This is a genomic window from Mesorhizobium sp. NZP2077, from assembly GCF_013170805.1.
In the GTDB taxonomy this organism is placed as follows: Bacteria; Pseudomonadota; Alphaproteobacteria; order Rhizobiales; family Rhizobiaceae; genus Mesorhizobium.
The window spans coordinates 964,234-977,744 of sequence record NZ_CP051293.1; the positions used below are offsets into that span (position 1 = coordinate 964,234).

The following is a 13,511-nucleotide window of genomic DNA, read 5'->3' on the forward strand; positions in this document are numbered from 1 at the left end:
GGATTCCAATGGCTGATCCCATTCGCAATTATCAGACGTCGGCAGTGCCCGGCGTCCGCGCCGACATCGATCAGGGTCTGCGCGCCTATATGATCAAGGTCTACAATCTGATGGGGCTTGGCCTCCTCATCACCGGCCTTGCCGCTGTCGGCACGATCATGCTGGCCACCACCACCGATCCGGCCTCGGCTGTCGCAACGCTGCCGACTGGCGAGATGTTGACCTCTTTCGGCGTTGCGATCTTCGGTTCGCCGCTGAAGTGGGTGGTGATCTTTGCCCCGCTGGCAGCTGTGATGTTTCTATCGTTTCGCGTCCAGTCGATGAGCGTTGCTGCCGCCCAGACGACGTTCTGGGTCTACGCCGGCCTCGTCGGCCTGTCGCTGTCGTCGATCTTCCTGGTCTACACGGCGGCCAGCATCTCGCAGACCTTCTTTGCCACCGCCGCCGCCTTCGGCGCGCTGTCGCTGTTCGGTTACACGACCAAGCGCGACCTGACGGCGATGGGTTCGTTCCTGATCATGGGCGTGTTCGGCATCATCATCGCGTCGGTGATCAACATCTTCCTGCACTCGTCAGCGCTGTCCTTCGCCGTTTCGGCGATCGGCGTGCTGGTCTTCGCCGGCCTCACCGCTTATGACACGCAGAAGATCAAGGAGATGTATTTCGAGGGTGATGCTTCGGATGTCGCCGGCCGCAAGGCCATCATGGGCGCGCTGAGGCTCTATCTCGACTTCATCAACCTGTTCATGTTCCTGCTGCAGTTCATGGGCGACCGCCGCTAAGGCTTCGCATCATGGTTTGACTGGACCATAGGGTTTGGAAGGGGCGGCCCAACGGCCGCCCTTTTCTTTTGCGCCGGCGTTTGCTGTTATCCGAGGCAGACTGAAGGCTTGCATAAAGAATGAGCAATATTGTGATTCGGCCGGCCATCGCGGCCGACCTCGACACCATTACCGATATCTACGCCGACGCGGTGACACATGGCACGGCGAGCTACGAACTGGACCCGCCAAGCCGGGCCGAGATGGGCACGCGATTCGACACGCTCACGGCCGGCGGCCTTCCCTATCTGGTGGCGGAAAAGGACGGCGCCGTGCTCGGCTATGCCTATGCCGGCGCCTTCCGACCGCGCCCGGCCTATCGCTTCATCGTCGAGGATTCGGTCTATATCGCGCCTGAAGCCAAGGGCCAGGGTGTCGGCCTCAAGCTGATGCTGAGCCTGATCGCGGCTGCCGAGGCGGCGGGCTTCCGCCAGATCGTCGCGGTGATCGGCGACGGCCATGCCGACAGCGCCTCGGTCAGGCTGCACGAAAAGCTCGGCTTTCGCCATTCAGGCCGGCTCGAAGGCTCCGGCTACAAGCACGGGCGCTGGCTGGACACGGTGTTCATGCAGCTGCCGCTGAATGGCGGGGCGACGCTGCCGCCGGATCCGGCTTCTCTGCCGGAGCGCATATTTCGCGACGGGCTTAGGGGGAAATGAATTGAGGAGTTGAAGAGCGAAAGAACCCGGCGGGCATATCAGGCGCCGATGCCCTTTTCTTCAGTTCTCCAATTCCGCAGCTCAGGCCCCTACAACCTTGAGCTTGGAATCGAACACACCAAGCACGCGGCCGAGTTCCTGGCCGCGTTTGAGGATGCGCCCGCCGGCGGCGATGACGGCGAAGGCACCCTGTTTGCGGGCGAGTTTCGGGTCCTTGACTATCTGGAACAGCGGCACTTCGCTGGCGCGGCGGAAGACGGAAAACACGGCCCTGTCGGTGAGATGATCAATGGCATAGTCACGCCATTCATTGGCGGCGACCATGCGTCCGTAGAGCCTCAGGATCTGGTCCAGTTCACGCCGGTCGAAGCGTACCGGCTGGTCGAGGCGCTCACGTCGCGCCTCGTGCAGCGGGATCAATATTGCGGATGCGTCACCATCCCCCGTCCCGCCGCTGTCGTCAGTCATGCCTCGATCCTTCAAAATGAATCTTTGCCAACCAAAATTGGCCCCTTCGCGCCGCAATTGCAAGAGCCGGCGAAGCAGTGGCGGCGGCGCGCCGTTTCTGCAACGTCCAGTCACGTTTGCGAACCGCATGTTGGAATTGGTGATGCTTCGCCACATTCTCGCCTTTTTTTATCCGCGCTCATGCCCCAATGTCCGACGAATTTACCGGCGTTGCCTGAGACGGTTCGGTCCGGCACCGGCTCGTAAACCCCAAGCCCCCCGCCCACGGGTCTGCGTCGGATCGAACCAACCTCGGTTCTTCTTCGGAAGAATCGGGTGCGACGATCCCAAAACCTAAATGACCGGCGTCAGAAGCAAGCTGACGTCGGTTTTTTCATGCCCGTGGTCTGAGGCGCCGGGATGCCCAGAGCCTTCGTCATCCCAGGGCGGAGTGACGCGAAGCGGCGCGCAGACCCTGGGATCCATGCTGCGGCGGTTCAGGATATGCGGCCGCAAAAGGTTGGTGTCGATCAGGCCGAGTCGAGAGAAACGCTCGACCCTGGACCGCTTTTACATGCAGCAAATGTCACGGCATGGATCCTGGGGTCTCCGCGACGGAGCTTCGCTCCTGCTTCGCCCCAGGATGACGAGGGCAGGGCCGTTTCGGCAATTCCGTTACGGCTTGTGGACAAAGGCGGCGCCGAGGATGGGGCCTGGCATACCGTCCTTGCCGACCGACTGCAAAAGCACGGCGCAGCCGCCTTTCTTGGTGATCTCGCTCATCGGCAATTCATAGCGTTGCGCCTTGCCGTGCCACATGCCGGCGGTCTGGATGCCGGTGACCGCATTCCAGTAGGTCATCTTCCGGCCGGAGTTCTCGCCCTGGGCGATCTTGACCGTCTGCGGCGGCTCGAAATAGACGATGACGACATGGGCGTCGTTCGGGCCGGCACCGGCATCGCCGGCGTCGATGATCACGCGGTCGCTGGTGCGGCTGACCTTGACGGGCACATGCATGCCTTCGCCGGATCTCGCCATCCGGGCGAGCGCGCCGTCGACCTCGCCGCGATTGGCGCCGTTGACGTGCACGCGGCCATTGAGAACCGCCTGCGGCGTATAGACCGAGCGGCTGCCGAAGGCGCGCATATAATCATATTGCCGCTCGGTGTTTTCCTTGCGGCTCAGCGTGTCCTTCCAGCCGAGATAGTCCCAATAGTCGACGTGATAGGAAAGCGCGACGATGTCTTCCTTGGCGGCAAGTTCGGCGAAGAAGGCATCGGCCGGCGGACAGGAACTGCAGCCCTGGCTGGTGAACAGTTCGACCACGCCGAGCGGCTTGTCCTGCTGGGGCTTGTCAGCCTGGATGCGCTCGGCCTCGCCGGCATGGCCGGCACCGGCAAAAGCCGAAAAGGCCAGCGCAAAAGCTGCCAGCCAAAATGATCTTCGCCAGGCCATGACAATTCCAATTCCCGCCGGTGGCGCCGGCTTTGTTCTGATTGTCTGAAATATGTGGCAGAAGCGGAAGTCAACGGGAAGTCACGTTGCGGTGAAATTTTGCCATTGCAGCCGCAGGTAAGGCCGCAATAGGAGAGCTGCATTTCACGGCGTGGTTCGAATCGGGGGGTGGCAGCATCACCATGTGGCAAACTCTCTTGACCCCTGTCGATCTCTATTGCGAGCGGACCGGCCCTGGACTTTGGTCCGAGCCGATGAATGCTTTGACCAACCTTGCTTTCATTGCCGCGGGATTATGGGGCGTGCGGGAAGTACGCCGGTGCAAGGCCGGCAGCTTTGCCGAAGTGCTGGCCTGGTGGGTGGTGGCGATCGGCATCGGTTCGACGATCTTCCATACCTTTGCCACCAAGGGCACGATCTGGGTCGATATCCTGCCCATCGCCGGCTTCACGCTCGCCTATACGCTGTTCAACCTGCGCCGCTTCCTCGGCATGGACCAGGGCAAGGCGATCGCGATCTTTGCCGTCTTCTATGCGGTGGCAGGCGCGATGACCGTCGCCGTGCCCGACTGGCTGCGCCAGGTATCGAACGGCACGACAGGCTACCTGCCGCCGTTCCTGGCGCTCGCTTTCTTCGGTGTGCTGGTGACAGCCAGCGGCAACCGGGCCGGCTGGTACAATCTGGCGGGGTCGGCGATCTTCGTGGTGTCCGTCATCTGCCGCATGATTGACCCGATGGGTCTGCGCCAGCTTTCCGCTCGGCACCCACTTCCTGTGGCACATCTTCAACGGACTGATGCTGGGGGTGCTGTTGGCGGCGGCGGCGCGATTTGGGGCACCGAAAGTAGGGCAGTAGGGCAGTAGGGCAGTAGGGCAGTAGGGCAGTAGGGCAGTAGGGCAGTAGGGCAGTAGGGAGATGACTTCCTTGCCCTACTCCCTTACTGCCCTACTGCCTTATTCCCTTGTTACGCAGCCAGATCGCGCAGCACGTATTGCAAAATGCCGCCGTTCTTGAAGTAGTCGAGCTCGTCCAGCGTATCGATGCGGCAGATGATCGGCACGTTTTTCACCGTGCCGTCGCCATAGGTGATCTTGGCGGTCATCGTCTGGCGCGGCTTGATGGCACTCAGCCCGTCGATCGCGACCAGTTCGTCGCCCTTTAGGTTGAGCGAGGCCCATGAGGTGCCTTCCTCGAAGACGAAGGGGATGACGCCCATGCCGACCAGGTTCGAACGATGGATGCGCTCGAAGGACTGGGCGATCACGGCGCGGACGCCAAGCAGGTTGGTGCCCTTGGCCGCCCAGTCGCGCGACGAGCCGTTGCCGTATTCGACGCCGGCGAAGATGACCAATGGCACGCCTTCCTTCTTGTACTCCATCGCCGCGTCGTAGATCGATTCCTCTTCCTTCGACGGGTAGTGAATGGTGTAGCCGCCCTCGCGGCCGTTCTCGCCCAGCATGTGGTTGCGGATGCGGATGTTGGCGAAGGTGCCGCGCATCATCACCTCATGGTTGCCGCGCCGCGTGCCGTACTGGTTGAAGTCGGCGACGCCGACGCCATGGTCGGTGAGGTATTTGCCGGCCGGGGAAGCGGCCTTGATCGAACCCGCCGGCGAGATGTGGTCGGTGGTGATCTTGTCGCCGAACAGGCCGAGCACGCGGGCGCCCTTGATGTCGCCGATCTTGCCGAATCCAGCGGTCATGCCGGCGAAATAGGGCGGGTTCTGCACATAGGTCGAATTGTCGTCCCAGGCATAGGTCTGGCCTTCCGGCGCCTGCACCTTCTGCCAGTGCTCGTCACCCTTGAAGACGTCGGCATATTTGCGGGCGAACAGCTCGCGGGTGACGTTCTTCTCGATGAACTCCTGGATCTCGGCCGAGCTCGGCCAGATATCCTTGAGGTAGACCGGATTGCCGTTCTTGTCCTCGCCGAGCGGCTCGGTGGTGAGGTCCTTGGTGACGGTTCCAGCCAGCGCATGCGCCACGACCAGCGGCGGCGAAGCGAGGTAGTTGGCCTGCACGTCGGGCGAGACGCGGCCTTCAAAGTTGCGGTTGCCGGAAAGCACCGCGGCGGCGATCAGGCCCTTGTCGTTGATGGTTTTCGAGATCGGCGCCGGCAGCGGGCCGGAATTGCCGATGCAGGTGGTGCAGCCGAAGCCGACCAGGTTGAAGCCGATCTGGTCAAGCTCCTTTTGCAGGCCGGATTTTTCGAGATATTCGGCGACGACCTGGCTGCCGGGGGCGAGCGAGGTTTTCACCCAGGGCTTCTGCTTGAGGCCGAGGCGGTTGGCGTTGCGCGCCAAGAGGCCGGCGCCGATCAGCACGCTCGGGTTGGAGGTGTTGGTGCACGAGGTGATGGCGGCGATGACGACGTCGCCATGGCCAAGGTCATGGTCGGTGCCTTCGACGGCATAGCGCTTGTGGATTTCCGCCGCCTTCTTGTACTCGGTCTCCATCGCCTTGGCGAAGCCGGCCGGGATGCCTTCCAGCGCGACACGGCCTTCGGGGCGCTTGGGGCCGGCCATCGACGGCACGACGCTGCCAAGCTCAAGTTCGAGCAGGTCGGTGAAGACCGGGTCGGCGGAGCCGGTGTCGCGCCACAGGCCTTGTGCCTTCGAATAAGCCTCGACCAGCGCGATGCGATCCTCGCTGCGGCCGGACATGGTCAGGTAGCGGATGGTCTCGCTATCGACCGGGAAGAAGCCGCAGGTGGCGCCATATTCGGGCGCCATATTGCCGATGGTGGCGCGATCGGCCAGCGTCATGTTGGACAGGCCAGGGCCGAAGAACTCGACGAACTTGCCGACGACGCCCTTCTTGCGCAGCATCTGGGTGACGGTGAGCACCAGGTCGGTGGCGGTGACGCCCTCCTTCAGTTTGCCGGTGAGGCGGAAGCCGATGACTTCGGGCAACAGCATGGAGACCGGCTGGCCGAGCATGGCCGCCTCGGCCTCGATGCCGCCGACGCCCCAGCCGAGTACGCCAAGGCCGTTGATCATCGTGGTGTGCGAATCGGTGCCGACGCAGGTGTCGGGATAGGCCGTGGTTTCGCCATCCTCGGTGTTGGTCCACACCACCTGGCCGAGATATTCGAGGTTGACTTGGTGGCAGATGCCGGTGCCGGGCGGCACGACGCGGAAGTTGCGGAACGCCTGCTGGCCCCATTTCAGGAACTTGTAGCGTTCCTCGTTGCGCTCATATTCGAGTTCGACATTGCGGGCAAAGGCCATCGGCGTGCCGAACTCGTCGACGATGACGGAATGGTCGATGACGAGGTCCACGGGAACCAGCGGGTTGATCTTCTGCGGAACACCGCCGAGCGAGGCCATGGCGTCGCGCATGGCGGCAAGGTCGACCACGGCCGGAACGCCGGTGAAATCCTGCATTAGCACGCGGGCCGGGCGATAGGCGATCTCGACGCCGGCGGTGCCCTTGTCGGTGAGCCAGCCGGCAACCGCCTGGATGCTCTCCTTGGTGACGGAGCGCCCGTCCTCGTTGCGCAACAGGTTCTCCAGCAGCACCTTCATCGAATAGGGCAGCTGGGCGATGCCGGTCAGCCCGTTCTTCTCGGCCTCGATGAGGTCGAAATAGGCATATTCGGTGCCGCCCGCGGTCAGCGTGCGACGGCAATTGAAACTATCGAGGGATTTTGACACGTGCGGTCCGTCCTTGTCTGTTCAGCCTGAAAGGGAACGGACGCCGATGGCATGCAATCACGCGCAAAGGTGCGGGTACGGCCATTTCCGCTGTCCGTTCCCAAGCAACCCGAGCCGTTAAAGGCGGCGCGTGCGCTGGTTCGGCGCAAATTTTTGTTCCCGTGCCGACCGCTGGCACGGATGCACCGCATATAGAGAATTTTCTGGAATAGTTCTAGACAGTCGGAGAGCAAATTTGTGCGATGCGGCAGCGCTCGCGAAACATTGTTTTCAGGGCAGGCGAGGGATGCGGCTTATCGCCGAAAATCTGGGCGGCGAACGCGGCGGCGAGAGCGTGTTTTCCGGGGTTGGTTTTGACCTCGGTGACGGCCAGGCGCTGGTCGTCACCGGGCCGAACGGATCCGGCAAATCGACCTTGCTGAGGATCATTGCCGGGCTGCTGCCGGTGGCGGAGGGCCGAGTGCTGCTCGAAGGCGGCGGCGAGGCGTTTCCATCTCTTGCCTCGGCCTGTCATTACCTTGGCCATCAGAACGCGATGAAGCCGGCGCTCAGCGTGATGGAAAACCTGCGCTTCTGGATCGACTTCAATGGTGGTGGAGCTGTCGGCGTCGACGAGGCGCTGGAGACGGTCGGGCTGGTTGGCATTGGTCATCTGCCGTTCGGCTATCTCTCGACCGGCCAGCGGCGGCGCGCGGCGATCGCCAAGCTTTTGGTCAGTCAGCGGCCGCTATGGCTGCTGGATGAGCCGACGGCGGGATTGGACAAGGCTTCGGAGGCGCGGTTTGCGGGGCTGATGATGAAGCATTGCGCTGGGGGTGGGATGATTGTCGCGGCGACGCATCTGCCGTTGGGGCTGGAGGGGGCGACGGAATTGAGAATGGGGGAAACGGATTGATGACGGTGCGAGGCGCCCCCCTCTGTCCTGCCGGACATCTCCCCCACAAGGGGGGAGATCGGCTGTTGGCTCGGCTTTCGCCAATCTCCAACGTTGCAAGAAGTGCGCTGACGGCGAAGCTGCCAATCTCCCCCCTTGTGGGGGAGATGTCCGGCAGGACAGAGGGGGGCGCCACAGAACGCCGTCCCCAACCAGGGACCACATCGTAATGTGGTCCCTCTTCCTGCGCGACATCCGCCTCAACATCCGCGCCGGCGGCGGGGCGCTGACCGGCGTCATCTTCTTCCTCGCCGTCATCGCCACCATTCCGTTCGGCGTCGGGCCAGACCTCAAGCTGCTGGCCCGTATTGGCCCGGCGATCCTGTGGATCGGCGCGCTGCTCGCCTGCCTGCTCGGGCTGGACCGGCTGTTCCAGGCCGATCGCGAGGACGGCTCGCTCGATCTCCTAGTGCTCGGCAACGACCGGCACATGCTGGCGGTGACCGTATTGGTGAAATGCCTGGCGCATTGGGCGGGCAGCGTCTTGCCGCTTGTCGTCGCTGCTCCCTTGCTCGGCCTGTTCATGAATATGGAGCCGCTCGCCATCGGCGCCACCGCGCTGACGCTGCTGGTCGGCACGCCGGCGATCACCTTCATCGGCGCTGCCGGTGCCGCCGTGGCTGTGGCGCTGCCGCGCGGCGGGCTGCTGATCTCGGTGCTGGTGCTGCCGCTGACCATTCCGGTGCTGATCTTCGGCGTTTCGGCGAGCTATGGCGCGACGGCCAACCCCGATCCGTTCCTGCAACCTTTCCTCATTCTTGCCGCGCTGACGCTGTTTCTTGCCGTGCTTGGGCCGGTCTCGGCGGCGCTGGCGCTGCGGCATGGAACCGACTGAGCGAGGGTGGCCATGGTTTGCGCGACATCAAGGGCAGCGGCACGGTGGCCATGTATGTTTGAGACCACGGTGCGTTGCGAAGCCGCGGGCAGGCCGTTAAGGGAAAGCATGATCGAACGAACCGGAAGGTCGGAAAGACACGTGCCGATGGAGCGACAGGCATGAGCGCGCATGCGCTCTATGTCACGGTCGCCTATGGCATCACCGCCATAGTGCTGGCCGCGCTGATCGGCTGGATCCTGCTCGACCAAAGGGGGCGCAAGCGGGATCTTGCCGAACTGGAAGCAGCAGGCGTGCGGCGACGTTCCGACAAGGCGGAGGCTGAGAAGCCGTGAGCACGGAAACCGAAACGCCGACGCGGGGTCGCCGCCTGTTCGTGCTGTTGCCGCTTTTTGTCTTCCTCGGCCTGGCCGGCCTGTTCCTGTCGCAGCTTTTGTCCGGTCGGGATGTCTCGGAAGTGCCGTCGGCGCTGATCGGGCGGCCGGCGCCGCAGACCAATTTGCCGGCGCTGGAGGGGGCAAACCTGCCGGGGCTTGATTCCAGGTCGTTTGCCGGCAAGGTCACGCTGGTCAACGTGTTTGCTTCATGGTGCGCGCCGTGCCGGGAAGAGCACCCGGTGCTTTTGGCGCTGTCGCAGGACAAGCGCTTCGTGATGACAGCGCTGAACTACAAGGACCGGCCGGAAAATGCCCGCCGGTTCCTCGGCGACCTCGGCAATCCGTTCCAGGCGATCGGCGTCGACGAAGCCGGCCGTACGGCGATCGACTGGGGTGTCTATGGTGTGCCGGAGACTTTCGTCATCGGCAAGGACGGCAAGATCGCCTACAAGCATGTCGGCCCGCTGACGACGGAGGCGGCGCGGACGCTGCTGTTGCCGCAGATCGACAAGGCATTGGCGGCGCATTGATATTCAGGTGATGCCGGCCTGCAAACGGCGGCTTCCTGCGCTTCCGGTGCTCACGTACGAAAAGTACGCTCCGCTCCGGTTCTCGGAATCCACCGTTTTCGGCTCGGCCTGACCTGAATCTCGACGCGCCTCGGCGGCGCGTGCCACGAGACGTGAGATCAGCCGTAGATCTGCTTGTGGACCTGGTAGAGCATTTCCGAGCGATCGGCGCGCATGTCGGCCAGATCGCGGCTGGAGAAGCTGTCGATTTCGGCGACGAGGCGGTTGTAGTGCTTGCGCTTGGCGATGCTGCTGCGAGCGCGGTTCATGAGATCGTTGAAGATCATAGCAAGGGTTCCTTCTGTGCCGCATTCTGGCGGCCGGTTCTTCCTCCCTTGGTCAATACGGATCATGACATAGGAATGGTGCATTGCAAAAAGAAGATGTTGCAATGCACCATTGCACGCAGCGCATAGCCGGTTAATCGAGTCCTAAGGCGAGACAGGCCTAGTCGCGCGGCTGTTTCCTCTCCGTTTTGTCATACAAATTGCGAAGGCCCCGTCTTGCCAGATCGATCGCGGGCTGGCTTGATCCGCCGTCACATGATGCCGGGAGGAAATGCATGGCGGCCGAAGACTATTACGAAATTCTCGATCCGCGCTTCGCGCGCCTGTTCAACGGCAACGCGCAGGTGGAAAAGTTGTTCACCGGATGCCGCTGGGCGGAAGGGCCGGCCTGGTTCGCCGCCGGCCGCTATGTCGTCTGGTCCGACATTCCGAACAACCGCATGCTGCGCTATGACGAGACGGATGGCAGCGTCAGTGTCTTCCGGCAGCCGTCGGGCAATTCCAACGGCAACACCGTCGACCGGCAAGGCCGGCTGGTCACTTGCGAGCATTCGGGCCGTCGCGTAAGCCGCACCGAGCATGACGGCTCGGTCACCACGATTGCCGCCAAATGGAAGGGCAAGCGGCTGAACTCGCCCAACGACGCGGTGGTCAAGTCCGACGGCTCGATCTGGTTCACCGATCCGACCTATGGCATCGACACCGACTATGAGGGCGACAAGGCCGAGAGCGAGATCGGCGCCTGTTATGTCTACCGGGTCGATCCCGATAGCGGCGAGGTCGAGGCCGTCATCACCGATATGGTCAGGCCGAACGGGCTTGCCTTCTCGCTCGATGAGAGCCTGCTCTATGTCGTCGACACCGGCCGCACGCATGGCGCTGACAACCCGGCGCATATGCGGGTGTTCAACGTCGGCAAGCACGGCAAGAAGGTTTCGGGCGAGAAGGTGTTCGCCGACTGCACGGCCGGCCTGTTCGACGGGTTCAGGCTCGACGCGGACGGACGCATCTGGACCAGTGCCGCCGACGGCATCCATTGCTACGATCCGGACGGCACGCTGATCGGCAAGGTCAAGGTGCCCGAAGTGACCGCCAATTGCGTCTTCGGCGGCGCCAAGCTGAACTGCCTCTACATCGCCGGCACCACCTCGCTCTACTCGGTGCGGCTGATGGTGAACGGGGCCAAGACCTATTGAGGCTGCTTCGAACTTTTCTCTGGCGGGCCTTGATGGCGTTTCTGCGCATGCCCCTCGCGCCACGGTTGCCGGCGCCGCCACCATTCAGTTCGCCTGAGAGGATATCGAAGCAGTTTCTTGCCGGTATCAGGCACAATCCAAGGGGAGGACGTCATGCCATTCGTCAACATCCGCATCGTCAAGGAAGTGATCGCCGCCGATCCGGCAGGCAAGAAGGCTGATATCGCCAAGAAAGTCACGGCAGCCATCATGGAGGCGACCGGGCTCGGCAATGACGATGTCTGGGTGGTTTTCGAGGAGGTCAACGCCCGCGACTGGTATGTCGGCAAGACCGATGTCGAGACGTTGCGAGGGAAGAAGTAAGGCCGCGGCTCAACGCGAGGCGATAAACTCCGCGAAGGCAGCCAGCGCGTCTCGCATCGCCAGCACATTCGCCGGCTCAGCCAAAATAGCCGCCACCTCCTGCGGCTTCTTCCCCAGCAGTGCAATCTCCAGCACCGCGTCCTCATAAAGAGCAAACGACATCGTCCGCATGATCTCGGCCAGGGCGGCGCGGGCGAACAGCGAGCGTGGCGAGGCGTGCACTGGCATGGCCGGTTTGGCGACGGCGGCGTCGCGCGAGACCAGCCAGTCGAGCGCGTTCTTCAGCCCGCCCGGCACGCCATGGGCATATTCGGGGCAGGAGACGATGATGCCGTCGGCACCGGTGACGGCATCGATCAGGTCGGCCGCTTCGCGCGGCGTGCGCTCGGCCTCGTCGTCGGGGTTGAAGATCGGCAAGCGGCCGAGCCTGTCATAGACGCTGACGCGGCAGCCGGTTGGCGCGTTGCGCGCCAGGGCCGCGACCAGGGCCGAATTGGTGGAGGCCGCGCGCAGGCTGCCGGAGATGGCGAGGATGTTCAGCAAGGTATGGAGCCAGTTCGGACGAATCGCGTCCGCAAAAGCCTACCACATGGTCTGCTTGTAATCGTCGTCCAGCCAGCGATCGGTCGCCTCGGCCGAATCGGCGAGCGCGAGCTGGTCGCGCAGGATCTGGCCAAGTGTCGGCAGCGTCGCGCGGTCGTACCAGCTTTCGGGCTTCCACAAATCGGAGCGCATGAAGGCCTTGGCGCAGTGCATGTAGGCGGCCTTGACGGCGACGACGATGACGCTTTGCGGCTCCTTGCCGTCGACGGCCAGGCGCTCGCGCAGGGTAGCATCGACGGTGATGCGGGCGTTGCCATTGACGCGCAGCGTCTCGTTCATGCCGGGAATGAGGAAAAGCAGCCCGACCGAGGGATTGCGCAGGATGTTCTCCAGCGTATCCAGCCGGTTGTTGCCGGGCCGGTCGGGGATGGCGATGGTGCGGTCGTCGAGAACGGCGGCGAAGCCGGGCTTGTCGCCCTTCGGCGTCACGTCGGCATTGCCTTCACCGTCGGAGGAGCCGATCAGCACGAACGGGCTCTTGCCGATGAAGGAGCGGCAATGGCCGTCCAGCGACCTCAATTCCTTGCGGATCGAGCCATCGGTGGGCAGGGGCGTCTTGTAGATCGTCCTCAGCTCGTCGCGCGTGGTGACGAATTCCATGGCTCTCCCCTTATTTTCCGCCTCTACTTGCCGGGCTTTTCTTCCCCGCTCGCCTTGTCGTCCAGCGAATGATGCAGGATCAGCGGCATCTGGCTGAAGGTGAACAAAAGCGTGATCGGCATGATGCCCCAGACCTTGAAGGTAACCCAGGCGTCGGTGGAAAAATTGCGCCAGACCACTTCGTTGACGACGGCCAGGAAGATGAAGAACAGGCCCCAGCGGAAGGTGAGTTTGCGCCAGCCTTCGGCATCGAGCTTGAAGGCCGAATCAAAGACATAACCGAGCAGCGACCTGCCGAAGTAGAGGCCGCCGAGCAGCACGCCGCCGAACAGCGTGTTGACGATGGTCGGCTTCATCTTGATGAAGATGTCGTCCTGCAGATAGAGCGTCAGCGCGCCGAAAATGAAGACGACGACGCCCGACACCATCGGCATGATCGGCAAGGTGCGCGTCAGGAGCCAGGAGGCGATCAGCGCGATGGCCGTGGCGGCCATGAACAGGCCGGTGGCGACGAAGATCGGACCGCCGAACTCACCGAGAACAGGGAATTTCTGCACCAGCCATTCGCCGCGCGCATTGGCGAAGAAGAAGACCAGCAGAGGCCCCAGCTCCAGCACCAGCTTAAGCACGGGATTGACGCCTTCCTTCTTCTCTTTCTGCGGGTCGGACGGATCGCGTTCGAGAATGGGTGGGTTCATGATCTTCCTTCT

The 13,511-nt window shown here is 63.0% G+C and carries 15 protein-coding genes and 1 pseudogene; 9 read left to right on the forward strand and 7 right to left on the reverse strand.

The features are described 5' to 3' along the window. Positions 1 to 8 precede the first annotated feature (8 nt). Both HGP13_RS04620 and HGP13_RS04625 read left to right on the forward strand, forming a co-directional pair. Positions 9 to 782 carry a Bax inhibitor-1/YccA family protein gene (locus HGP13_RS04620; protein WP_172222130.1) on the forward strand — a complete coding sequence of 258 codons (774 nt, stop codon included), beginning with the start codon at positions 9 to 11 and terminating at the stop codon, positions 780 to 782. A 119-nt stretch (positions 783 to 901) separates the two neighbouring features. Next, a complete protein-coding gene (locus HGP13_RS04625; protein WP_172222133.1) occupies positions 902 to 1,480 on the forward strand; it encodes a GNAT family N-acetyltransferase in 579 nt (192 codons plus the stop codon). 81 nt (positions 1,481 to 1,561) lie between these two features. Here HGP13_RS04625 and HGP13_RS04630 read toward each other — a convergent pair whose 3' ends face one another. Together HGP13_RS04630 and HGP13_RS04635 are read right to left on the reverse strand one after the other, a co-directional pair. After that, the gene (locus HGP13_RS04630; RefSeq protein WP_172222135.1) at positions 1,562 to 1,948 is read right to left on the reverse strand and encodes a DUF2794 domain-containing protein; all 387 of its coding nucleotides are present in this window, start codon (positions 1,946 to 1,948) and stop codon (positions 1,562 to 1,564) included. A 654-nt stretch (positions 1,949 to 2,602) separates the two neighbouring features. Further along, positions 2,603 to 3,382, reverse strand: coding sequence for a thioredoxin family protein (locus HGP13_RS04635; protein WP_172222138.1), 780 nt, complete (start codon positions 3,380 to 3,382; stop codon positions 2,603 to 2,605). A 182-nt stretch (positions 3,383 to 3,564) separates the two neighbouring features. Here HGP13_RS04635 and HGP13_RS04640 point away from each other — a divergent pair. Continuing rightward, positions 3,565 to 4,237 (forward strand): annotated as a pseudogene (locus HGP13_RS04640) (ceramidase domain-containing protein). Between the two features lie 109 nt (positions 4,238 to 4,346). On the opposite strand, the gene acnA reads toward HGP13_RS04640, so the two are convergent. Next, positions 4,347 to 7,037 (reverse strand): aconitate hydratase AcnA, encoded by a 2,691-nt coding sequence (acnA, locus tag HGP13_RS04645; RefSeq protein ID WP_172222140.1) that lies wholly within the window; start codon positions 7,035 to 7,037, stop codon positions 4,347 to 4,349. Positions 7,038 to 7,323: 286 nt separating this feature from the next. On the opposite strand from acnA, the gene ccmA reads away from it, so the two are divergent. From ccmA to HGP13_RS04665, 4 genes are all read left to right on the forward strand, one after another. Beyond that, on the forward strand, positions 7,324 to 7,932 hold the full coding sequence (gene ccmA, locus HGP13_RS04650; RefSeq protein WP_172222143.1) for a heme ABC exporter ATP-binding protein CcmA: 609 nt from the start codon (positions 7,324 to 7,326) through the stop codon (positions 7,930 to 7,932). A gap of 208 nt (positions 7,933 to 8,140) precedes the next feature. Continuing rightward, the gene (gene ccmB, locus HGP13_RS04655) at positions 8,141 to 8,806 is read left to right on the forward strand and encodes a heme exporter protein CcmB (protein ID WP_172222146.1); all 666 of its coding nucleotides are present in this window, start codon (positions 8,141 to 8,143) and stop codon (positions 8,804 to 8,806) included. A 161-nt stretch (positions 8,807 to 8,967) separates the two neighbouring features. Beyond that, positions 8,968 to 9,141 carry a heme exporter protein CcmD gene (ccmD, locus tag HGP13_RS04660; RefSeq protein ID WP_172222149.1) on the forward strand — a complete coding sequence of 58 codons (174 nt, stop codon included), beginning with the start codon at positions 8,968 to 8,970 and terminating at the stop codon, positions 9,139 to 9,141. Continuing rightward, on the forward strand, positions 9,138 to 9,713 hold the full coding sequence (locus HGP13_RS04665) for a DsbE family thiol:disulfide interchange protein (protein WP_172222152.1): 576 nt from the start codon (positions 9,138 to 9,140) through the stop codon (positions 9,711 to 9,713). Before ccmD ends, HGP13_RS04665 begins: the two co-directional genes overlap by 4 nt. A 158-nt stretch (positions 9,714 to 9,871) precedes the next feature. On the opposite strand, the gene HGP13_RS04670 is transcribed toward HGP13_RS04665, so the two are convergent. Beyond that, positions 9,872 to 10,039: a hypothetical protein gene (locus HGP13_RS04670; RefSeq protein ID WP_172222155.1), complete on the reverse strand. Its 168-nt coding sequence runs from the start codon at positions 10,037 to 10,039 to the stop codon at positions 9,872 to 9,874. A gap of 275 nt (positions 10,040 to 10,314) precedes the next feature. Here HGP13_RS04670 and HGP13_RS04675 point away from each other — a divergent pair, with 275 nt between their 5' ends. Beyond that, on the forward strand, positions 10,315 to 11,235 hold the full coding sequence (locus HGP13_RS04675; RefSeq protein WP_172222158.1) for an SMP-30/gluconolactonase/LRE family protein: 921 nt from the start codon (positions 10,315 to 10,317) through the stop codon (positions 11,233 to 11,235). A 153-nt stretch (positions 11,236 to 11,388) separates the two neighbouring features. Next, entirely contained in the window at positions 11,389 to 11,598 is a 210-nt protein-coding gene (locus HGP13_RS04680; protein WP_172222160.1) for a 4-oxalocrotonate tautomerase family protein, read from the forward strand. A 9-nt stretch (positions 11,599 to 11,607) separates the two neighbouring features. Here HGP13_RS04680 and HGP13_RS04685 read toward each other — a convergent pair whose 3' ends face one another. From HGP13_RS04685 to HGP13_RS04695, 3 genes are read right to left on the reverse strand one after another with little or no spacing between them, the layout of a single operon-like run. Further along, positions 11,608 to 12,141 (reverse strand): NADPH-dependent FMN reductase, encoded by a 534-nt coding sequence (locus HGP13_RS04685; RefSeq protein ID WP_172222163.1) that lies wholly within the window; start codon positions 12,139 to 12,141, stop codon positions 11,608 to 11,610. 39 nt (positions 12,142 to 12,180) lie between these two features. Next, on the reverse strand, positions 12,181 to 12,801 hold the full coding sequence (locus HGP13_RS04690) for a pyridoxamine 5'-phosphate oxidase family protein (RefSeq protein WP_172222165.1): 621 nt from the start codon (positions 12,799 to 12,801) through the stop codon (positions 12,181 to 12,183). 23 nt (positions 12,802 to 12,824) lie between these two features. Continuing rightward, the gene (locus HGP13_RS04695) at positions 12,825 to 13,499 is read right to left on the reverse strand and encodes a septation protein A (protein WP_172222168.1); all 675 of its coding nucleotides are present in this window, start codon (positions 13,497 to 13,499) and stop codon (positions 12,825 to 12,827) included. Positions 13,500 to 13,511 lie beyond the last annotated feature (12 nt).